Raw genomic sequence first — 18526 nt, 5'->3', positions numbered from 1 at the left:
ACATGGGTTTGCAGGTCGGGCGATGGTAAGGTTGGTTCTCGGTATGTTCCGTGTTAGGGTTGGGGTATGACCATTCAAGTCGACATCGCGGAGCAAGCCCTTCTGGCCGAGCTGGTCGCGCGGATCGAGGCCGGTGAAGAGGTCCTGTTGACGCGGGATGGTCAAACCGTCGCGGCCCTGACGAAGGTCGAACCCCCTGCCAAACGGCCAGACCGGATACCCGGCGCCTGGGCGCATTTGGGGCCGATGGAGGATCCTTATCTCTTCCTGCGACCTGATCCCGAATTGGAAGAGCTGGCCGAGTCGCATGATGAAGACGATTTCTACCGGCCGCTAAAGCCCGGTGAATGAGTCTCCTGCTCGATACCCACGCGCTGATATGGTGGCTGCTTGAGCCTGAGCGTCTCTCGCGACTTGCCTATGATCATATCAAGAGCGGCGAGCGGCGCCTCTTCGTCAGTACGGCGAGCGTCTATGAGGTCGAGTACAAGCGAAAGCATGACTCGTCCCTCGATCGCTTGCCCCGAAACATTCCGGAATCCGTTCCGCGGCTCGGTTTCGAATGGCTTCCGATCGAAGCGACGGACGCCTTTCGCGCTGCTCGATTCGACAAGGCCCATCGCGATCCATGGGACAGAATAATCGCCGCCCAAGCTTGGCGGCGCGAGCTTAGCCTTATCACCATCGATCGGGACCTGACCGTCGCTTGTCAACGGTGGGACATCCCGACCCTCTGGTAGTCCCTACCGCGTCGGGACCGGGTGCTCGCCGCGGTAGTCGTAGAAGCCGCGGCCGGCTTTCTTGCCCAGCCAGCCGGCCTCGACATACTTCACCAGCAGCGGACAGGGACGGTACTTGCTGTCGGCCAGGCCCTCGTGCAGCACGTTCATGATGCTGAGCACGGTGTCCAGGCCGATGAAGTCGCCCAGCTCCAGCGGGCCCATCGGGTGGTTGGCGCCCAGCTTCATGGCGGTGTCGATGGCGTCGACCGTGCCCACGCCCTCGTACAGGGTGTAGATCGCCTCGTTGATCATCGGCACCAGCACGCGGTTGACGATGAAGGCGGGGAAGTCCTCGGCGTTGCTGGTGATCTTGCCCAGCGACTTGGCGAAGGCCACGGCCCGCTCGTAGGTCGGCACGTCGGTGGCGATGCCGCGGATGATCTCGACCAGCTTCATCAGCGGGACCGGGTTCATGAAGTGCAGGCCGATGAACCGCTCGGGGCGATCGGTGGCGCTGGCCAGGCGGGTGATCGAGATCGACGAGGTGTTCGAGGCCAGCAGGGTGTCGGGGCCCAGGTGGGGCTGCAGGCCGCGGAAGATCGACTTCTTGACCTCCTCGTTCTCGGTCGCCGCCTCGATGGCCAGGTCGGTCGCGCCGATCAGGGCTAGGTCCTCGGCGGCGGTGATCCGCGCCAGGGCCGCGCTCATGGCCGCTTCGTCGATGATGCCGCGATGCACCTGGCGGGCCAGGTTCTTCTCGATCAGGGCCAGGCCGGCCTCGATGCGCTCGCGCGAGACGTCGTGCAGGCGCACGTCATAGCCGCCCAGGGCGACGACATGAGCGATGCCCGACCCCATCTGGCCAGCGCCGATCACGCCGACCGTCTTGATATCCGTCATTCAGACAAGCCTTGTTCGAGGCGGGGCAAGGCGTCACGCGCCCGGCCCGGAGTTCATGCCTGCTTTTCTAGCACGAGCAACCCCACAGTCGCCAAGGCTTTGCTGCGACGCAGCGCGAACCGTCGTCTTTGGTTCGGCGGGGCGGCGACGGACACGGCTTCGAAAGACCACTCGACCGTTGTCCGCACCAGCGATGCGGCGGCTCTGGAAAGCCGTTTTGTAATGCTAAGCTTTCGCGTATACAATTCCACGTCGTAACGCCCTGGTCGTCGGAATCCATCGGAACAGAGAAACCACCATGATCACGTTGAACGGAACCTCGGGTAACGACACCTTGGAGGAGACCTCGTCGGGCGACTACATCGTCAATGGCCTGGCGGGCGACGACGCGATCTGGGTGCGCGGCGGCAACCAGACCATCGACGGCGGCGAGGGCTTCGACCTTGTCTATTTCGGACAATTGGCCAGTGGCATAATGGGCGGGCCGGTCTCGGGTCCCGGAATCGATATTGACCTTTCGACCGGTGTGGCGACCTTCTTCGACTATGGTCACATCACCATCGTTGATGGCGTGCCGGTGGTGGAAAAGTCGACCTATGCGCTGACCGGCATAGAAGGAGTTTCCGGCACGGCGGCGGGCGACACCATCACGGCCGCCGCCAGCGGATCGCGAATGTTCGGCCAGGCCGGCAGCGACACGCTGATCGGCGGCGCCGGCAATGACGTCCTAGTCGGCGGCCAGGGCAGAGACACGCTTATCGGCGGTGACGGCGCGGACATCTTCTCGTTTGGCTCATCGTTCCTGGGCGGAATACCCGGCGGCAATCGTGTCGATTCCTCGAGCGGGTATATCGACAACATCGTCGACTTCCAGACCGGCCAGGATCAGCTCAATCTGGCGGACGTCGATCAGATCAGCGGCGTGTCGCTCGTGCGGGCCGGCGCGGGCGCTCTGGTGTTCGCCTCGTCGACGAGCGGGGCGAGTCAGACCGTTATCGGCGTCAATGGCCTGATCCAAGGCGGCGACATCTTCGTCAGCGGCGGCGTCAATCCCAACCTGCAAGTCATCGGCCAGGACGGCGCCGACGTCCTGGCGGGCGGAACGGGTTCGGACCTGATCATCGGGCTGAGTGATTCCGACACCTTGAGCGGCGGGGCCGGGGCCGACACCTTCCTCTATTCGGCCCAGACGGACTCCATGGCCACGACTTACGACGTCATCCTGGACTTCCAGACCGGCCAGGACCTGCTGGACGTCGGCGCGACGCAGGCCTCGGCGATCAGCATCGTGCGCTCGAGCCAGGCCAGTTTCGTCTTCCTGCAGACGTCGGCCGGCGACATGACCATCGCTGCCAACGGGGCGGTCAACGGCGGCGACATCGTGTCGGGCTGGGGCGCCAGCCATGTCGGGGTCTACATGATCGGCGACGACGCCGGCGACCAGTTGATCGGCTCGACGTTGGGCGATGTCGTTCAGGGCGGCTCGGGCGTCGACACGCTGATCGGCGGGGCTGGCGGCGACGCGCTGTTCGGCGGCGCGGGCGCGGACACCTTCAAGTACCTCGCCGTCGCCGAAAGCGGCCTGTCGGCGGCCGACACCATCTTCGACTTCCAGTCGGGTGTGGACAAGATCGACCTGTCCGGCGTGCACGCGGCGGGTGTGGGCTCGTACGGCGTCGCCTATACCTCCGACGGCAGCTTCCTGTTCGTCGAAACCAACGGCGACGGGGTCAACGACATGTTGATCCAACTCACAATCCCCGGCCTGCATGCGACCGACATCGTCTGGTAGCAACTCGGACGCCACCCTCGGACAGTCCGGGGTCGGCGCGGCGCCGAGCCGCCGGGTCGGCATTGCGCCTGGTCCTCGTCCTTCGACAAGCTCATGACGAGGACCATTGTGTGGGTCTCGGCATTCGAAAACTTCATCCAGAGCTTGTCCAAGGGCGAGGTTTTCGCCCTCGGCCGAATATGATCCACCCTCGAGCTACCGGATGACAAACCCCTCGCAACCCTCCCGCCGTCACGCCCTGGCCCTGGTCGCCTCGGCCGCCGCCGCCCCGGCCTTCGCCGCCGAAACCGTCCCCGAGGACTGGAAGGCCCTGGCCGCCGACGTCCGCGCCGAGTTCCAGTGGGCCTGGCGCGGCTATGTCGCCAAGGCCTGGGGCAAGGACGAGATCAATCCGGTCAGCGGCACGTCGTCGTCGTTCTTCGTCGAGGGCCACGACCTGGGCCTGTCGCTGGTCGAGGCGCTGGACACCCTGTGGATCATGGGGTTGGACGCCGAGTTCCAGGCCGGGGTCGACTGGGTCAGGACCAGTCTCGACTTCGACGTCGACGGCGACGCCCAGGTGTTCGAGACCAACATCCGCCTGGTCGGCGGCCTGCTGTCGGCCCACCTGGCCTGCGGCGACCCCATGCTGCTGGGGAAGGCCCGCGACCTGGCCGACCGCCTGGCCAAGGCCTTCACGGCCTCGCCCCACGGCCTGCCCTGGCGCTATGTGAACCTGCGCACCGGCGCGGTCCGCGACCCGGAGACCAACCTGGCCGAGATCGGCACCTATCTCTCCGAGTTCGGGGTGCTGAGCCAGCTGACCGGCGAGCGCAAGTATTTCGACATGGCCAAGCGGGCCATGCGCCACGCCCTGGACCGCCGCTCGAAGATCGGCCTGATGGCCGCCAACATCCATGCGACCACCGGCGACTTCACCAGCCGCAACGCCAGCATCGACGTCTATGCCGACAGCTTCTACGAATATCTGTGGGACGCCTGGGAACTGTTCGGCGACGCCGACTGCAGGCGCTGGGCGGTCGAATGCGTCGACGCCCAGCTGGCCCACCAGGCCAAGCGCTACGACGGCCGACTGTGGTTCCCGATGGTCGACTTCGAGACCGGGGCGGTGACCTCCACGGCCCAGAGCGAGCTGGCCGCCTATTATGCCGGCCTGCTGGGCCAGGTCGGGCGCAAGGCCCAGGGCGACGACTACCTGGCCTCGTTCACCTATCTTCAGCAGACGTTCGGGGTGATCCCGGAATCGATCGACGTGACCACGGCCCAGCCGCGCCGCAAGGCCACCGGCCTGCGCCCGGAATATCCCGACGCCTGCCTGAACCTGTGGCTGGGCGACCGCGACGAGCGCTACCGGAAGCTGGCCGCGATCCACTATCGTGAAATGAAGGCCACCAGCCGCGCCGCCTTCGGCTACACCGCCCTGAAGGACATCACCACCCGGCCGATGACCCAGGGCGACAACTGCCCCGGCTACTGGTGGTCCGAGCAGATGAAATACTACTACCTGCTGTTCTCCGACACGCCGCGCATCGATTACGCCCAGCTGCAGCTGAGCACCGAGGCCAACGTGCTGCGCGGGTTCGCGAAGGGATAGGCCGGACGCCAGGAACGGCCGGGCGACGCGCGCTGCATGGATCATGCAGGGCTATCGTCCATGGATTTGCCCTAAAAAAAGCTGTCATCCCGGACAAGCTTGGCGAAGCCGAGCGCAGATCCGGGACCGCCGCAAGCTCCGAGTTTACGCCCCGGTCCCGGATCTTCGCGCTACGCGCTCGTCCGGGATGACAACCGTTTTCGGTCATATGCGATAGCCCTGATGGACCAAGGGAGGTGACGGGGCGGGTCGCTGTCACCCTGTTTTTACAAGTGATTATATTTTCATGAGCAAAAACCCGTTTGTCGCTCTTCCGTCGTTCGACTAGCTTTCCGTTCCAGGGGCGCTCCCCGGGAGGAAACATGAGCGAAACAAGATCGGGCGGCGCGACGCGCCGAGTCCTGCTGAAGACCGGCGTCGCCATGGGCGCCCTGGCCGCCGTGCCGGTCGGGCCCGCCCTAGCCTCGGTCGCCGCCGCGGCCGACCTGACCCTGCCAATGGATGGCGGAACGCTTGAACTCTTCGCGCTCAGCGATCGCGCTGTGAGGGTCCGCTTCAGCCGCCGGACGGCCTCGCCCCCGATGCGAATGCCGGAAATCGTCCAGCGACGGCCCAAGCCAAGCCGGCCGGAAATCACCCGGTCGTCCGCTGCGACCCTCTTCGCCCTGCCGGAAATCCGCTGCCGGATCGACGCCGAAACCGGGACCCTCCACTTCCAGGATCGCGCCGGGCGGCCGCTCCTCGACGAAGCGGCGGGCGGCCGGGTCGTCACGCCGTCGGACGTGCGGGGCCACCCGACCGTCGCGGCGTCGCAGGCCTTCGCCTCCCCGCCCGACGAGCGCCTCTATGGCACGGGTTGCTTCCAGGACGGCGCCCTCGACCTGCGCGGCCTCCCGCGGCGCCTGACGCAGGTGAACACCCAGATCAGCCTGCCCTTCGTGCTCTCCAGCCGCGGCTATGGCCTGCTCTGGCACAACACCGGCCTTTCGGAGCTGAACCCGCCCCGAAATCTGCTGCGGCTGGACAAGGTCGAGACGGCCGCCGAGGCGAAGGAGGTCGATGTCACCACCTCGACCGGCGGGGCGAAGGTCACCCGACGCCCGGCGACGTTCGAGGGGCGCTTCTCCGTCCCGACCGCCGGGGCCCATGCGCTGCTGCTCGATGTCGGCCAGGCCATGGCCTCGCGGTACTATCTGGAGATCGACGGCAAGATCGTCTGCGACTTCGCCAATCCGTGGTTGCCGCCCACCACCAGCCTGCGGCTGGAGCTGTCGGCCGGCGAGCACCGCGTGCGGGTCATCGGCGCCAGCCAGGACGCGCCGGTGCTGCACTACGGTCCCGTCACGCCGACCACCGTCTGGCGCTCGCCCGTCGCGGACGCCATCGACTATGTCGTCATCGCCGGCCCCAGCGCCGACGAGGTGATGGAAGGCTACCGGGAAATCCTCGGGCCGACCCCGCTGTTTCCGCGCTGGGCCTATGGCTACATCCACTGCCGCGAGCGGTTCGAGTCGTCGGCCGAGATCCTGGAGAACGCCCGCGAGTTCCGGAACCGGAAGATCCCCGTCGACGTGATGGTTCAGGACTGGCTGTACTGGGGCAAGCACGGCTGGAACGCCATGCGCTTCGACGAGACGCGCTATCCCGATCCCGCCGGCCTAGTGCGCGATCTGCACGCCATGGACCTGCGCCTGATGCTGTCGGTCTGGTCCAAGGTCGACCGCAAGGCGGAGCTGGGCCAGGAGATCGCCGCGCGCGGTTTCTACATCCAGAACACCGATTGGGTCGATTTCTTCAATCCCAAGGCGGCGGCGTTCTATGGCGAGAGCCAGAACCGGCGGCTGACCTCGCTCGGTATCGACGCCTGGTGGCAGGACGCGACCGAGCCGGAGAACGACGACCTGCGCGACCGCGACACGGCCGCCGGTCCGGGCGAGCGCGTGCGGATGACCTACGCGCTGCAAGTCTCGCGCACGGTCTACGAGACGCAGCGCAAGGCGTTCCCGGAGAAGCGGGTGATGATCCTGACCCGGTCGGCCTTTCCCGGGCAGCAGCAGTTCGCCGCCGCCACCTGGTCGGGCGATATCGGCCACGATTGGGAGACGCTGAAGCGGCAGGTTCCGGCGGGCCTCAACATGGCCGTCGCGGGCTATCCCTATTGGACCGTGGACGCCGGCGGCTTCTTCCGGCCCGGTGACGGCCAGTACACCGATCCGGCCTATCACGAGCGGTTCCTGCGCTGGCTGCAGTACGCGACCTTTCTGCCCTTGCAGCGGGTGCACGGCTATCAGACTAAGACCGAGATCTGGCGCTACGGCGACCAGGTCGAGCGGATCGGCAAGCAGTATATCGAGCTGCGCTACAAGCTTCTGCCCTACATCTATTCCATGGCCGCCGACACCTGGCGCACGGGCACGCCGCTGCTTCGGCCGCTGGTGTTCGATTTCCCCGCCGACGCCCGGGCGCTGGACGAGAGCCACAGCTACATGTTCGGCCGGGCGCTGCACGTCGCGCCGGTGCTCGAGGCCGGCGTCGGCGAATGGCCGGTCTATCTGCCGCCGACGCCCGGCGGCTGGCACGACTTCTGGACGGGCGAGCGGCGCCAGGGCGGTCGCAGCTATGTCGTTCCGGCCCCCGTCGACCGCATTCCCCTGCACGTCCGGGCTGGCGGCGTCGTCCCGATGGGGCCGATAACCCAGTCCACCGCCGAGAGCATCCGCAACCGCCTCGAACTGCACGTCTTCGCCGGCGCCGACGGCGTGGCGACGCTGCACGAGGACGCCGGCCTCGACTATGGCTACGAACGGGGCGACTTCGCCATGGTCACCTGCCGTTGGCGCGACGCGGACCGGACGCTCGAACTCCGGCGGTCGGGCAGGCCGAGCGCGGCCTATGCGTCCGATCGCTTCGACGTCGTGCTGCACGGCCCCGAGTCCGGCCAGGTGCGTCGTGCTCCGGTGACCCTGGAGCGCGGCCATGGAAAGGCGTCCTTCCCCTGACCACGGCGGCCGGGCGGAGCGACGCCGCGGCTATCCCGCCAGGAACGCCGCCAGCGCCGCCACCGTCTCCGCCCCCGGGGTCTCGATGGTCGGGACGTGGCCGCCGGGGCTGGACAGGAACGGCAGGCCCTCGGCGGCGGCGAAGGCCCGCATCGGCGGGGCGTAGGCGTCCTGGTCGCCGTTCCACAGCAGCACGGGAAAGTCGCCGCCCAGCACCGCCCCGCGCGCCCCGTCCAGCTGGGCCAGGGCCTCGAAACAGGCGCGCATGGCCGGCTCCACCTCGGGCGTCACCCAGGCGACCAGCGCCGGGGCGGTGGCGCGGGCGAAGGCCCAGAACAGGTCGAAGGTCAGCGGCCCGCTCGGGGTCTTGGGAACCCCGTTCAGCAGGTCCCAGCCGCCGACCACCAGGCGCGAGACCTTCTCGGGATGATGGCAGGCCAGGCCCACCGCCATCCAGGCGCCCATCGAATAGCCGAGCACGGCGGCCTTAGGCTCGCCCAACGCATCGATCACCGCCGCCAGGTCGCCGGCCCGCTGGTCCTGGGCGTAGAGGGCCGGGTCGACGGGCTTGTCGCTCCGGCCATGGCCCAGGGAATCGACGCAGGCGACGCGATGACGGCCGGCCAGGGCCTCGACCACGCCGTTGGCCGTCCAGCTGGCCGCGTCCATGAACAGGCCATGCTGCAGGACGACCAGCGGCCCCTCGCCCTCGACCGTGTAGTGGATGCGTTGGCCGCGGTGGGTGACGAAGGGCATCGGAGGCTCCGCGGGATGCTCGGGGCCTGACCGCTAGCGCAGGATCCCGCGCCGGACCATCGCAAAATCAAGCGGCTCGAGCGCGGGCAAGCGAGGGCCGAGCCAGGCCTGCCTCGGCCAGGTAGGCCTCCAGCCGCTCGCCGTCGCCAGCGGCGAGGGGCGCCGCGACGTAGCCGTCGGAGCGGACCAGCGCCAGGTCGCCGTCGGCCAGGCCGTAGGTCGCGCCCAGCGTGTCGTCGGGATCCTGGAACGCGCCGCAGGGGGGCCGGGCACAAGGTCGGGATGACGGCCGCGAGGGGGGAGCTCGATCCCGGCTACCCCCTCAACTCAGCCGTCTCGGCCAGGAACCAGTCGCGTAGCTTCAGGATCCGCGCCAGTTTGGGACTGTCGGCCCGCCAGACGAAGTGGTTGCCGGTCTCGACCGCCACCTCGCCGGAGAACGGGCGGACCAGGCGGCCCTCGCGCAGGTCGCGTTCGGCCAGGCCGCTCCGGGCCAAGGCCACGCCCACCCCGTGGGCGGCGGTGTCCAGCATCAGGGCGGTGTCCTCGAAGCCGAGGCCCTGCTGGCGCGGGGCCTCGTCGACCCCCATGGCCGTCAGCCAGATCGACCACGGCAGGCCCACGTGGCGCAGCAAGGGGACGTCCAGCAGGTCGCGCGGCTCGCGGATCGGGTGGCGGACCAGGAAGTCGGGGCTGCAGACCGGAAAGATCCGCTCGACCATCAGGGTGGCGGTTTCGACGCCCGGCCAGGCGCCCAGGCCGAAGCGCAGGGCGATGTCGACCCCGTCGGTGGTCAGGTCGGCGACCCGGTCCTCGGCGCGGACGATCAGGTCGGGCTCGTCGGTCTCGCGGGCCAGCCGCTCCAGGCGGGTGACCAGCCAGCGGCTGGCGAAGGCGGCGCTGCTGCTGATCACCAGCGGGCCGCGCGCCGCCAGCCGGGCCTCGTCGACAGCGGCTCGCAGCGTCGCCAGGGCCGCGGTCACCTGGTCGGCCAGGCGCTGGCCGGTGGCGGTGGGGACCATGGCGTTGCCTTGCCGGACGAACAGCTTGGTCCCCAGCTCGTCCTCCAGCTTGCGGATCTGCTGGCTGACCGCGCCGTGGGTGACGAACAGCTCTCGCGCCGCGCGGCTGTAGCTGCGGTGACGGGCGGCGGCCTCCAGGGCGGTCAGGGTCAGGAACGGCGGCAGGCGCATGGCGGGCTCGGCTTGTTAGTCCAGCTCACAGGTTCGCGCAGATACCATCGTTCGTAAAGCGTGCTGTGCGGGGGCATCTTACAGGGGCAAGGCGGCTTCGGCCGCGAACCCGTCTCACAGGTGCTCCGATGAAACTGCTTCTGATCTCCGGCGTCGCCGTGCTGTCCTTCCTGTTCGCCTCGGTCGACAAGCTCGCGGCCCCGCTGCCCGACGCCGCCGCGCCCTGGGCGGCCAGCGTGCCGATCCACAGCCCGCGGTGATGATCCGAAAACCGCTCATCCCGGCGAATGCCGGGACCCAGATCCTATGGCGGTGTGTCGGGCTGGATCAGCTCTGAGTTCGAGGAACCCGCCTCAAAGCCATTCCATCTGGGTCCCGGCATTCGCCGGGATGAGCGGAGTTCAGGGTTTCACCTCCCCCGCTAGCGGGTGAGGAGGATCGGCGTTTGAAGGGCCAGAGCCGCGCCAAGCCGCTCGGTTTGACGTTGCTCGGGGCGTCGGCGGCTTCGGGGGCCTCCGGTTCGGCGACCTGTCGATGGGGGAGCAATTTCAAAAGCTCGTCGCGACGGAACACCTCCATCGCATAGGTCCAGCCATCAAGGGCGACGAATTCGACCTCGAACGCATCCGGACCGTGCACGCAGACGACCGTGCCGATTTCGCCGCGCGACAATTCCGCGTCGGGTCGATCGACCAGCAGAGCGACGGTATCGATCTCGTTGAGCATGCGTGTCCGCTCGGCCTGAGGCTGGAGGCGCGATCTTATAGCAAAAGAAAAAGGCCCGGGATCGCTCCCGGGCCTTTCCTGTCTTCGCTTGAACGCGAAAGCCTTACTTCCCGGCCGCCGTCAGGGCGTCCATCAGTTCGGGCACGGCGGACTTGTAGTCGGCCACCAGGCCGTAGTCGGCGATCTGGAAGATCGGGGCGTCGGCGTCCTTGTTGATCGCGACGATGATCTTGCTGTCCTTCATGCCGGCCAGGTGCTGGATGGCGCCCGAGATGCCGATGGCGACGTACAGCGCCGGCGCGACCACCTTGCCGGTCTGGCCGACCTGGTAGTCGTTGGGCGCGTAGCCGGCGTCGACCGCGGCGCGCGAGGCGCCGACGGCGGCGCCCAGCTTGTCGGCCAGGGGCTCGATGACCTTCTGGAACTCCTCGGCCGAACCCATGGCGCGGCCGCCCGAGACGACGATCTTGGCCGCGGCCAGTTCGGGACGGTCGGATTTGACCATCTCTTCGCTGACGAAGCGGGTCTTGCCGGCGTCGGCGCCGCCGACGGTCTCGACCGGAGCCGAGCCGCCTTCGCCGGCCGCCGCGAAGGCGGTGGGACGCACGGTGATCACCTTCTTGGCGTCGGAGGTCTGGACGGTCTCCAGCGCGTTGCCGGCATAGATCGGACGAACGAAAGTGTCGGCCGAGACGACCTCGACGATCTCGCTGATCGGGGCGACGTCCAGCTTGGCCGCGACGCGCGGGGCGAAGTTCTTGCCGCCCGAGGTGGCCGGAACCAGGATGGCGTCGTAATTGCCGGCCAGGGCCAGCACCGCGTCGGCTTCCGCCTCGGCGATCCCATGGCCCAAGGCCTGGCTTTCCGAGACCAGCACCTTGCGGACGCCAGCGATCTTGGCGGCCTCGGCGGCGACGCCGGCCACGCCTTGGCCCAGGACCAGGATGTCGACCTCGCCCGACAGCTTCAGGGCGGCGGTGACGGTCTTGTGGGTGCCATCGCGCAGGTGCGCGTTGTCGTTATCGGCGACGACGAGAACGGCCATTACAGCACCCCCGCGGTTTTGAGCTTGGAGACGAGGTCGGCGGCGGACTCGAGCTTGACGCCGGCCGAGCGCTTGGCCGGTTCGGCCACCTTGACGACCTTGAGGCGCGGGGCGACGTCGACGCCGTAGTCGGCGACGGTCTTTTGCGCGATTTCCTTCTTCTTGGCCTTCATGATGTTGGGCAAGGAGGCGTAGCGCGGCTCGTTCAGGCGCAGGTCGGCGGTGACGACGGCCGGCAGGTCGACGTCCAGGGTCTGCAGGCCCCCGTCGACTTCGCGGGTGACCTTGGCGGTCGAACCGGAAACTTCCACGGCCGAGGCGTAGGTGGCCTGGGGCCAGCCCAGCAGGGCCGACAGCATCTGGCCCACGGCGTTGTTGTCGCCGTCGATGGCCTGCTTGCCCATCAGCACCAGCTGGGGCGCTTCCTCGGCGACCACGGCGGCCAGCAGCTTGGCCACGGCCAGCGGCTCGGGATCGGCGTCGGTGGTGATCAGGATGCCGCGGTCGCCGCCCATGGCCAGCGCCGTGCGGATGGTTTCCTGCGCCTGCTGCGGGCCGATGGAGACGATCACGACCTCCGTCGCGACGCCCTTTTCCTTCAGACGGACGGCTTCCTCGACCGCGATCTCGCAGAAGGGGTTCATCGACATCTTGACGTTCGCCAGGTCGACGCCGGTCTGATCGGGCTTCACCCGGACCTTCACATTGTAATCGATAACCCGTTTGACCGGGACCAGAACCTTCATCGGTCTACGCCGCCTCCTGGCTAGTTTTTCCTGCCTGCGCCGACGGAATTAGCGCGTCCACGCAGGTTTGCAAGTTTCCCCTGACGTAAGCGTAATGCTTTCGCGATCGCTACGTTCAAACAGTCGTAGGATAGTTCGCGCCCCGCGTCTGCCGCGGCGCACACCGAGCGCATGGGCGAACGGCGGCCGTGGATCCGCGCTTTAGCCTCTGGCCAGCCACGCGGCGGGCCAGTATGAGGCGGCCCATGAAGAGCACCATCCCTCGCCTGCAGAAGATCTTCTTCGCCGTGTTCCTCGGCGCGACCCTCAGCGTCTTCTGCTTCCACTATTTCTACGTCTGGCCGCGGGACCGCTGCGTCGCGCGCGGGTCGGACTACGCCTGGGCCGGGCGCTGGATGAAGTGCGCCAAGCTCTACTCGATCGAGACCCTGACCCAGCGGCCGCTGAACGTGCCGCCGATCAACACCGATCCCAGGAAGATGGAAGGGCCCCGGGCCGAGCATTCGCCGAAGAAGTAGCTTTCTTCTTCCCTCTCCCCCTCGCAAGGGGAGAAGGACGAGAGCCTACCGCGTCGCCCCCGGCTTCCACAGCACGTCGGCGGCGCCGTCATCGTTGGCCCGGCGGGCGGCGACGAACAGCAGGTCCGACAGGCGGTTCAGGTAGCGCAGGGCCGGCTCGCCGACGATCTCGCCCTCGAGCGCCATCAACTCGACCAGGCCGCGCTCGGCCCGCCGGCAGACGGTGCGGGCCACGTGCAGGGCCGCCGCGGCCGGGCTGCCGGCCGGCAGGACGAACGAGGTCAGGGGCGAGAGCCGCGCGTTGATGGCGTCGATCTCGCGCTCCAGCCGCTCGACCTGGCTGTCGACCACCCGCAGCGGCTCCCACGCCGGCGTCTCGTCCTGCTCGGGGGTGGCCAGGTCCGCGCCCAGGTCGAACAGGTCATTCTGGATGCGCTCGAGCAGGGCGTCGAGCTCGGGGTCGGCCTTGGTGTGCTGGCGGGCCACGCCGATGAAGGCGTTGGTCTCGTCGACCCCGCCATAGGCCTCGACCCGCGGCGAGGCCTTGCTGACCGGCTGGCCGGTGGAGAGCCGCGTCAGGCCCTTGTCGCCGGTGCGGGTGTAGATGCGGTTCAGCGTCACCATCGGCGGTGTCTCTCCAGGCTGTCGAATGACAACTTGTCCTGGGACAAGTTGTCCTATCGCTATCGGTGCGCCGCTGCACTCTACTCGCCTTACCGGAGCGCCTTCCCCCTAGCCGCTCCGGGACTTAGGCGTTCAGTAGCTTATGCGTTCAGCAGCTTAGGCGCGACGGCCGTTCATACCCCCGCAAGCAGGATGGCCGTCGCGTTTCAGTGGGGTTCCCAAGCGTTCAGTGGCTTCGCCACCAGAAGGCGGCGACCAGCACCAGCACGGCCAGGAACTGCAGCGCCACGCGCAGGCGCATCAGCTTGTTGGAATAGGAACGTCCGAAATCGCCGCCCCGGAACAGGGCGTAGACGCCGACGCAAAGGGTGATCAGGACCGCGCCCAGCACGATCGGGATCAGGAAGTCGAACAAGTGGTCCATGGCCGCAAGCTAGGCGCTCGCTTCAGGCTTGGCCAGAGCGCGCCCTAATCCCGTCGCGGGCCGAGCCTAGATCGGCCCCGAGCTCCACCCCCGGGTTCCATATCGTAATTCGCCGACCCTGTTCGTTGAGCGCATTTGTCGCAGTGACCGACTGCTAACGATACCATAGATCCTGTAAACGTTACCATTAGACGATTCTGGTTCGGTTTTTGGGTTGCGCACCCTTGCGGCACGGGATAAACGCGCCACCTTCCAATTCAAGTGCGCGTTCGTTGAACATGATCACCTCCTCACCGCAGGTCATGTCAGCGCCCTTTTTTTCAGCGGGGAGGCAGGAGAAAGCAGAATGGCCCGCAGCGCCCCTATCGCCGCCGCCGACTTCTCCGCGTCCGAGCGCGAAGACGCCATGGCCGAAGTCCGCCAACTGATTACCGACCTGCGCGACGCCGCGCAGGACGGGCGCGCCCTGGCGCGCCGCTACGCCGACGTCCTGACCAATGTCGTCGACGAATATTGCATCGAATTCGAGAAGCGCGCCGAAGCCGCGCTTGCTCGCCTGGAGATCGTGGAATGAGCTTTGTATCCCTGAACATCGAGTCGCCGACCGACGCCCCCGTCAAGCTGACGCGCCGGGCCCTGGCCAAGCAGCGCACCCGCGAGCGGGTCCTGTCGGCCGCCCGCCGCCTGTTCACCGAACGCGGCTACGAGGGCGCGACCATCCGCGACATCGCCCAGGCCGCAGGCATGTCGACCGGCGCGGTGTTCGCCAGCTTCTCGGACAAGAGCGAGCTGTTCGACGAGATCCTGACCGCCGACTACGAAGTCATCTACGCCCAGATGAAGCAGGCCAGCGTCAACGCCGCCACGGTGGAGGAGGGCGTCATCGGCATGTTCGCGGTGGCCTACGGCTTCCATGTCGAGCAACTGCCGCTGCTGCAGGCCAGCATCGCGGTGTCGTGGACCCGCTCGGAAACCGCCGAGCGCCGCAACCGTGGTCACCTCAAGCACATCTTCGCCCTGCTTAACGGCGTTCTGACCCGCGGCGTCGAGCGCGGCGAACTGAAAGGCGACGCGGACGTTAAGCTGCTCGCCGAGATCATCTGGGACGTGTATGTCGCCAACTATCGCCGGGCGATTTTCGACGCCTGGTCGGTCGAGGCACTGCTGTCGCGACTTTCGGATCAACTGAAAGTCATCCTGGCGGGCGCGCGCGCGTAAATAAGACGGCTGGGGGCGGACGCTTCTTGCCGGAGCGCCCGCCCCCGGATCAATAAAAGCGACGCAGCCTATCCGGGGGGACAGTGCGTGGGCGTGAGAGACGATCAGAAGCAGGCGACGCGCGAGAAGGTGCTCGAGGCGGCGCGCGACCTGTTCAACGAGACGGGCTACGAGGAGACCACCATCCGGGCGATCGCCGAACGGGCGGGGGTCTCGGTCGGCAGCGTCTTCACCACCTTCGCCTCCAAGGCGGAGGTGCTCAGCCATGTCATGGACCGGCGCCTGGGCGAGCTCTACGCCGAGTTCGACCGGGTCGTGCCTTACCTGCGCGGCTCGACGGCGGATCGGCTGTGCTCGATCTTCGCCATCCACTACGAGTTCGAGACCCGGCGGGTGAAGCTATTCCTGGCCCACATCGCCGCCTCCTACAGCCCCAGCCAGGACCCGGGCGTCACGCCCTACGGCCGCAACGAGCGCCTGACCGACATGCTGCGCGAGGTGCTGCAGGAGGGGATCGCGCGCGGCGACGTCCGCCCGGACCTGGATCCGCGGCTGGCCATCGACGTGCTCAAGGCGACCTACGCCTGGAACTACCGCATGGCCGCCTGCCGCCAGGCCGCCGCCGCCGAGCTGTCGGCGATGATGGACAAGCAGATCCAGCTCATCGCCGAGGGGTGGCGTCCGGTTTAGCCGAGGGCGCGCAGGAGCGCCGCCATCGCCTGCTGGAAGGGCTTGACCAGGGCCGCGACGCCGCTGGCCATCTTGAAGACATAGATCATCGCCGCCGTCAGGCTCAGGACCAGCGCGCTCTCGACCGCCGCCCCGCCGGTCTCGGTCTCGGCGAAGGCGCGAAGGCGGCGGCGACGGCTGGGCGGCATGGCGTGTGCTCTTTCGGGACGAACGCCGTGCAACCTGCAATTGTCGGGCTGGAGTTGGGTCGGAACCCCAACGCCCGTCATCCTTGGACTTGTTCCGAGGACCCCTAGGTCCGCCGAGCCGCCGTTACAGGTTCGGTCGCGACCTCACCGCCCTACGGATCCGCCTTCACCTCAACTGAAGCAGGGGTCCTCGGAACAAGTCCGAGGATGACGGCTGTGGGGGTGCGGATCGCAACAACCAGAACACTTGCAGAACGCGAGCCTTTGCTGCAAGCTCTCCTCATGGAGGAGCGTTATCCCTGGATCGCCGTCTATATCCTAAGCGACCACTATCGCGGCACGCTCTATGTCGGCGTGACCAGCGACCTGATCAGCCGCGTCATCAAGCATCGCGAGGGCGTCTTCGACGGCTTCACCAAGGAATACGGCCTTCACCGTCTAGTCTGGTACCAAACCTACGGCGTGATGACCGAAGCGATCCGACGTGAGAAGACGCTCAAGCACTGGGTGCGGGATTGGAAGATCAACCTGATCGAGCGGGACAATCCCTGCTGGAATGATCTGTTCGACCCCATCGTCAACTGGACGCCGGTTCCGCCGCAGGTGTGATCCCCCCCGCCGTCATCCTCGGACTTGTTCCGAGGACCCCTTGGTCCGCCGCGCTGCCGTCACAGGTGCGGCCGCAGCCTCACCGTTTCACGGGTCGAGCTTCTTCTCAGCTGAAGCAGGGGTCCTCGGAACAAGTCCGAGGATGACGAGCGGGAGGGATCAGATCTTCACCAGCTTCAAATCCTGATAGTCATAGGAAAAGTCCGCCAGCGGCGAGACCGCGCGCATCGTGGCGCTCGTCACCGCGCCGTCCTTGACGGCGAACACGACGAAGGCGTCCTCTTGCGAGCGGTCGTCGAAGCGGGTCTTGAAGGTGTCGCCGTCGAAGGTCTCCAGGGCGCCCCTCAGGGCCGGGGTCTTGTCGAAGGCGATCTTCAGCGCCGCCTTCTTGCCTTTCCCCGCGACGGACACCGTCACCGTGCCGTACCAGGGGTCGCGATAGGTCCCGGCATAGGCCGCCAGCGGCAGCGTAGGAGGCACGCCGCCGCCCTTGGGGGTCATGGCCTCGGCCGCGTCCTTGACCAGCTTGGCGTCGGCCTCGGCCTGGACCTTCTTGCTGGAGGCGATCCAGTCGAAGTCGCCGCGGCCCTGCAGCCGGTCGGGACCGCCGTAGCGCAGGCTGCGGAAGACCGGCGTCTCCTCGGCGTTGGTCATCACCATGATCCCCGACTTCCGGCCCGGCAGCAGGCCGGTATAGGAGATGAAGCCGGCCAGGCCGCCGGTGTGCCAGACGATCTTCTCGCCGCGATGATCGTTGACGAACCAGCCCAGGGCGTAGGCCTGCAGCGAGGCGCGCACGGGGTTGTCGGCGGTGGGGCCGTCGGACCAGGCGGTGATGGTCTGGGGCTTCCACATCTCGCGGCCCGAGGCCTCGGTCCACAGCTTGACCCCGCCGGGCGTCGTGCCCAGGCCCAACTGGACCTGCATCCACTTGCCGATGTCGCGCGGGCTGGCGTTGAGGCCGCCGGCCGCGCCGGCCGAGTCGAAGCTGCCGTCGAACAGCAGCACGGTCTGCGGACCCAGGCCGCGCACCGGCGGTCCCATCCGCGCGTGCGGCTCGGCCCGCGGCCGGTTGCCGATCAGCGAGGGCAGGGGCACGCTGTCGGTCATCTTCAGCGGGTCCAGGATCCGCTTCTGGATGAACACCTCCCACGGCGCGCCGGTCAGGGCGGCGATCACCTCGCCGGCCGCCACGTACAGCACGTTGTCATAGGCGTAGCCGCCCCGGAACTGGCCGCCGATCGGTAGGTACTTCAGGCCCGCGACGATGTCGGCCCGGGTGTGGGTGGGGTTGGGCCAGATCATCAGGTCGCCGGCCCCGAGCGTCAGGCCCGAGCGATGGCACAGCAGGTCGCGCACGGTCATCAGCCTGGTGACGATCGGGTCGCTCATCTCGAAGGCCGGCAGGTATTTGGTGACCGGGTCGTCCCAGGCCAGCTTGCCTTCCTCGACCAGCATGGCCAGGGCGGCGGCGGTGAAGGCCTTGGTGTTGGAGGCCACGCCGAACAGGGTGGCGTCGGTGACCTTGTCGGGCCCGCCCAGGCGGCGCACGCCATAGCCCTTGGCCAGGGTGATCTCGCCGTCCTCGACGACGGTGATCCCCAGGCCCGGCTCGTCGGGGAAGGCGGCCATGACGTCCTGGGCGAACTGGTCGACGGCCGCCCCGGCCTTGCCCGTCTGCCTGGCGAAGGCCGGCCTGGCCAGCGCCGCGGCCCCGACGGTGGCGAAGGCCGACAGCAGGGCGGCGCGGCGGGTCGTGGCGATCATGGAGGCGTCCTCGTC

At 67.6% G+C, this 18526-nt stretch carries 21 protein-coding genes; 11 read left to right on the top strand and 10 right to left on the bottom strand.

Annotated features, from left to right (window positions below):
- The first annotated feature begins 66 nt into the window (after window positions 1-66).
- Together ACSQ2G_RS14675 and ACSQ2G_RS14670 are read left to right on the top strand one after the other, a co-directional pair.
- Entirely contained in the window at window positions 67-351 is a 285-nt protein-coding gene (locus ACSQ2G_RS14675) for a type II toxin-antitoxin system Phd/YefM family antitoxin (RefSeq protein ID WP_436032057.1), read from the top strand.
- Window positions 348-740: a type II toxin-antitoxin system VapC family toxin gene (locus tag ACSQ2G_RS14670; RefSeq protein WP_436032055.1), complete on the top strand. Its 393-nt coding sequence runs from the start codon at window positions 348-350 to the stop codon at window positions 738-740. Before ACSQ2G_RS14675 ends, ACSQ2G_RS14670 begins: the two co-directional genes overlap by 4 nt.
- A gap of 3 nt (window positions 741-743) precedes the next feature.
- Here the strand turns inward: ACSQ2G_RS14670 and ACSQ2G_RS14665 are convergent, their stop codons facing one another.
- A complete protein-coding gene (locus ACSQ2G_RS14665) occupies window positions 744-1622 on the bottom strand; it encodes a 3-hydroxybutyryl-CoA dehydrogenase (protein ID WP_310082488.1) in 879 nt (292 codons plus the stop codon).
- A 298-nt stretch (window positions 1623-1920) separates the two neighbouring features.
- Between ACSQ2G_RS14665 and ACSQ2G_RS14660 the strand changes: the two genes are divergently transcribed.
- From ACSQ2G_RS14660 to ACSQ2G_RS14650, 3 genes are all read left to right on the top strand, one after another.
- A complete protein-coding gene (locus ACSQ2G_RS14660; protein WP_436032053.1) occupies window positions 1921-3414 on the top strand; it encodes a calcium-binding protein in 1494 nt (497 codons plus the stop codon).
- Window positions 3415-3616: 202 nt separating this feature from the next.
- Complete coding sequence (locus tag ACSQ2G_RS14655) at window positions 3617-5008, top strand: glycoside hydrolase family 47 protein (RefSeq protein ID WP_436032051.1); 1392 nt, start codon at window positions 3617-3619, stop codon at window positions 5006-5008.
- A gap of 362 nt (window positions 5009-5370) precedes the next feature.
- On the top strand, window positions 5371-8007 hold the full coding sequence (locus ACSQ2G_RS14650; protein WP_436032050.1) for a TIM-barrel domain-containing protein: 2637 nt from the start codon (window positions 5371-5373) through the stop codon (window positions 8005-8007).
- Between the two features lie 30 nt (window positions 8008-8037).
- Here ACSQ2G_RS14650 and ACSQ2G_RS14645 read toward each other — a convergent pair whose 3' ends face one another.
- Together ACSQ2G_RS14645 and ACSQ2G_RS14640 are read right to left on the bottom strand one after the other, a co-directional pair.
- Window positions 8038-8763, bottom strand: a complete 726-nt coding sequence (locus tag ACSQ2G_RS14645) for an alpha/beta fold hydrolase (RefSeq protein WP_436032049.1) — start codon at window positions 8761-8763, stop codon at window positions 8038-8040.
- Between the two features lie 314 nt (window positions 8764-9077).
- Window positions 9078-9956, bottom strand: coding sequence for a LysR substrate-binding domain-containing protein (locus tag ACSQ2G_RS14640; RefSeq protein ID WP_436032047.1), 879 nt, complete (start codon window positions 9954-9956; stop codon window positions 9078-9080).
- Between the two features lie 128 nt (window positions 9957-10084).
- On the opposite strand from ACSQ2G_RS14640, the gene ACSQ2G_RS14635 reads away from it, so the two are divergent.
- A complete protein-coding gene (locus tag ACSQ2G_RS14635; protein WP_436032045.1) occupies window positions 10085-10216 on the top strand; it encodes a hypothetical protein in 132 nt (43 codons plus the stop codon).
- A 67-nt stretch (window positions 10217-10283) separates the two neighbouring features.
- Here ACSQ2G_RS14635 and ACSQ2G_RS14630 read toward each other — a convergent pair whose 3' ends face one another.
- The 3 genes from ACSQ2G_RS14630 to ACSQ2G_RS14620 form a co-directional block, all read right to left on the bottom strand.
- Window positions 10284-10682 carry a DUF4926 domain-containing protein gene (locus ACSQ2G_RS14630; protein ID WP_436032043.1) on the bottom strand — a complete coding sequence of 133 codons (399 nt, stop codon included), beginning with the start codon at window positions 10680-10682 and terminating at the stop codon, window positions 10284-10286.
- Between the two features lie 103 nt (window positions 10683-10785).
- Window positions 10786-11727 (bottom strand): electron transfer flavoprotein subunit alpha/FixB family protein, encoded by a 942-nt coding sequence (locus tag ACSQ2G_RS14625; protein ID WP_436032041.1) that lies wholly within the window; start codon window positions 11725-11727, stop codon window positions 10786-10788.
- Window positions 11727-12473, bottom strand: a complete 747-nt coding sequence (locus tag ACSQ2G_RS14620; RefSeq protein ID WP_436032039.1) for an electron transfer flavoprotein subunit beta/FixA family protein — start codon at window positions 12471-12473, stop codon at window positions 11727-11729. Before ACSQ2G_RS14620 ends, ACSQ2G_RS14625 begins: the two co-directional genes overlap by 1 nt.
- A 245-nt stretch (window positions 12474-12718) precedes the next feature.
- Between ACSQ2G_RS14620 and ACSQ2G_RS14615 the strand changes: the two genes are divergently transcribed.
- Window positions 12719-12991 carry a hypothetical protein gene (locus tag ACSQ2G_RS14615; RefSeq protein ID WP_436032037.1) on the top strand — a complete coding sequence of 91 codons (273 nt, stop codon included), beginning with the start codon at window positions 12719-12721 and terminating at the stop codon, window positions 12989-12991.
- Between the two features lie 45 nt (window positions 12992-13036).
- Here ACSQ2G_RS14615 and ACSQ2G_RS14610 read toward each other — a convergent pair whose 3' ends face one another.
- Window positions 13037-13615 carry a cob(I)yrinic acid a,c-diamide adenosyltransferase gene (locus tag ACSQ2G_RS14610; protein WP_436032035.1) on the bottom strand — a complete coding sequence of 193 codons (579 nt, stop codon included), beginning with the start codon at window positions 13613-13615 and terminating at the stop codon, window positions 13037-13039.
- A 226-nt stretch (window positions 13616-13841) separates the two neighbouring features.
- Entirely contained in the window at window positions 13842-14039 is a 198-nt protein-coding gene (locus tag ACSQ2G_RS14605) for a twin transmembrane helix small protein (RefSeq protein ID WP_436032033.1), read from the bottom strand.
- Between the two features lie 346 nt (window positions 14040-14385).
- Here ACSQ2G_RS14605 and ACSQ2G_RS14600 point away from each other — a divergent pair, with 346 nt between their 5' ends.
- The 3 genes from ACSQ2G_RS14600 (at window position 14386) to ACSQ2G_RS14590 (ending at window position 15947) form a co-directional block, all read left to right on the top strand.
- The gene (locus ACSQ2G_RS14600) at window positions 14386-14613 is read left to right on the top strand and encodes a hypothetical protein (protein WP_436032031.1); all 228 of its coding nucleotides are present in this window, start codon (window positions 14386-14388) and stop codon (window positions 14611-14613) included.
- Entirely contained in the window at window positions 14610-15257 is a 648-nt protein-coding gene (locus tag ACSQ2G_RS14595) for a TetR/AcrR family transcriptional regulator (protein WP_310082473.1), read from the top strand. The genes ACSQ2G_RS14600 and ACSQ2G_RS14595 overlap by 4 nt, the downstream gene beginning before the upstream one ends.
- 87 nt (window positions 15258-15344) lie before the next feature.
- Window positions 15345-15947, top strand: coding sequence for a TetR/AcrR family transcriptional regulator (locus tag ACSQ2G_RS14590; protein WP_436032029.1), 603 nt, complete (start codon window positions 15345-15347; stop codon window positions 15945-15947).
- On the opposite strand, the gene ACSQ2G_RS14585 is transcribed toward ACSQ2G_RS14590, so the two are convergent.
- Window positions 15944-16135 (bottom strand): hypothetical protein, encoded by a 192-nt coding sequence (locus ACSQ2G_RS14585; protein ID WP_436032027.1) that lies wholly within the window; start codon window positions 16133-16135, stop codon window positions 15944-15946. The two genes, ACSQ2G_RS14590 and ACSQ2G_RS14585, sit on opposite strands and share 4 nt — an antisense overlap.
- Before the next feature lie 282 nt (window positions 16136-16417).
- On the opposite strand from ACSQ2G_RS14585, the gene ACSQ2G_RS14580 reads away from it, so the two are divergent.
- On the top strand, window positions 16418-16744 hold the full coding sequence (locus tag ACSQ2G_RS14580) for a GIY-YIG nuclease family protein (protein ID WP_436032025.1): 327 nt from the start codon (window positions 16418-16420) through the stop codon (window positions 16742-16744).
- Between the two features lie 159 nt (window positions 16745-16903).
- Here ACSQ2G_RS14580 and ACSQ2G_RS14575 read toward each other — a convergent pair whose 3' ends face one another.
- On the bottom strand, window positions 16904-18511 hold the full coding sequence (locus ACSQ2G_RS14575) for a serine hydrolase (RefSeq protein WP_436032024.1): 1608 nt from the start codon (window positions 18509-18511) through the stop codon (window positions 16904-16906).
- Window positions 18512-18526: the final 15 nt, after the last annotated feature.

It is taken from the genome of Caulobacter sp. LjRoot300, assembly GCF_964253875.1.
Lineage (GTDB): Bacteria > Pseudomonadota > Alphaproteobacteria > Caulobacterales > Caulobacteraceae > Caulobacter.
The sequence above is the reverse complement of the archived record's forward strand: the minus strand, read 5'-3'. Positions and strand labels throughout refer to the sequence as shown.

Coding starts and splice junctions, on each gene's coding strand:
- ACSQ2G_RS14675 (WP_436032057.1), top strand. CDS start 67: ATGACCATTCAAGTCGACATCGCGGAGCAAGCCCTTCTGGCCGAGCTG.
- ACSQ2G_RS14670 (WP_436032055.1), top strand. CDS start 348: ATGAGTCTCCTGCTCGATACCCACGCGCTGATATGGTGGCTGCTTGAG.
- ACSQ2G_RS14665 (WP_310082488.1), bottom strand. CDS start 1,622: ATGACGGATATCAAGACGGTCGGCGTGATCGGCGCTGGCCAGATGGGG.
- ACSQ2G_RS14660 (WP_436032053.1), top strand. CDS start 1,921: ATGATCACGTTGAACGGAACCTCGGGTAACGACACCTTGGAGGAGACC.
- ACSQ2G_RS14655 (WP_436032051.1), top strand. CDS start 3,617: ATGACAAACCCCTCGCAACCCTCCCGCCGTCACGCCCTGGCCCTGGTC.
- ACSQ2G_RS14650 (WP_436032050.1), top strand. CDS start 5,371: ATGAGCGAAACAAGATCGGGCGGCGCGACGCGCCGAGTCCTGCTGAAG.
- ACSQ2G_RS14645 (WP_436032049.1), bottom strand. CDS start 8,763: ATGCCCTTCGTCACCCACCGCGGCCAACGCATCCACTACACGGTCGAG.
- ACSQ2G_RS14640 (WP_436032047.1), bottom strand. CDS start 9,956: ATGCGCCTGCCGCCGTTCCTGACCCTGACCGCCCTGGAGGCCGCCGCC.
- ACSQ2G_RS14635 (WP_436032045.1), top strand. CDS start 10,085: ATGAAACTGCTTCTGATCTCCGGCGTCGCCGTGCTGTCCTTCCTGTTC.
- ACSQ2G_RS14630 (WP_436032043.1), bottom strand. CDS start 10,682: ATGCTCAACGAGATCGATACCGTCGCTCTGCTGGTCGATCGACCCGAC.
- ACSQ2G_RS14625 (WP_436032041.1), bottom strand. CDS start 11,727: ATGGCCGTTCTCGTCGTCGCCGATAACGACAACGCGCACCTGCGCGAT.
- ACSQ2G_RS14620 (WP_436032039.1), bottom strand. CDS start 12,473: ATGAAGGTTCTGGTCCCGGTCAAACGGGTTATCGATTACAATGTGAAG.
- ACSQ2G_RS14615 (WP_436032037.1), top strand. CDS start 12,719: ATGAAGAGCACCATCCCTCGCCTGCAGAAGATCTTCTTCGCCGTGTTC.
- ACSQ2G_RS14610 (WP_436032035.1), bottom strand. CDS start 13,615: ATGGTGACGCTGAACCGCATCTACACCCGCACCGGCGACAAGGGCCTG.
- ACSQ2G_RS14605 (WP_436032033.1), bottom strand. CDS start 14,039: ATGGACCACTTGTTCGACTTCCTGATCCCGATCGTGCTGGGCGCGGTC.
- ACSQ2G_RS14600 (WP_436032031.1), top strand. CDS start 14,386: ATGGCCCGCAGCGCCCCTATCGCCGCCGCCGACTTCTCCGCGTCCGAG.
- ACSQ2G_RS14595 (WP_310082473.1), top strand. CDS start 14,610: ATGAGCTTTGTATCCCTGAACATCGAGTCGCCGACCGACGCCCCCGTC.
- ACSQ2G_RS14585 (WP_436032027.1), bottom strand. CDS start 16,135: ATGCCGCCCAGCCGTCGCCGCCGCCTTCGCGCCTTCGCCGAGACCGAG.
- ACSQ2G_RS14580 (WP_436032025.1), top strand. CDS start 16,418: ATGGAGGAGCGTTATCCCTGGATCGCCGTCTATATCCTAAGCGACCAC.
- ACSQ2G_RS14575 (WP_436032024.1), bottom strand. CDS start 18,511: ATGATCGCCACGACCCGCCGCGCCGCCCTGCTGTCGGCCTTCGCCACC.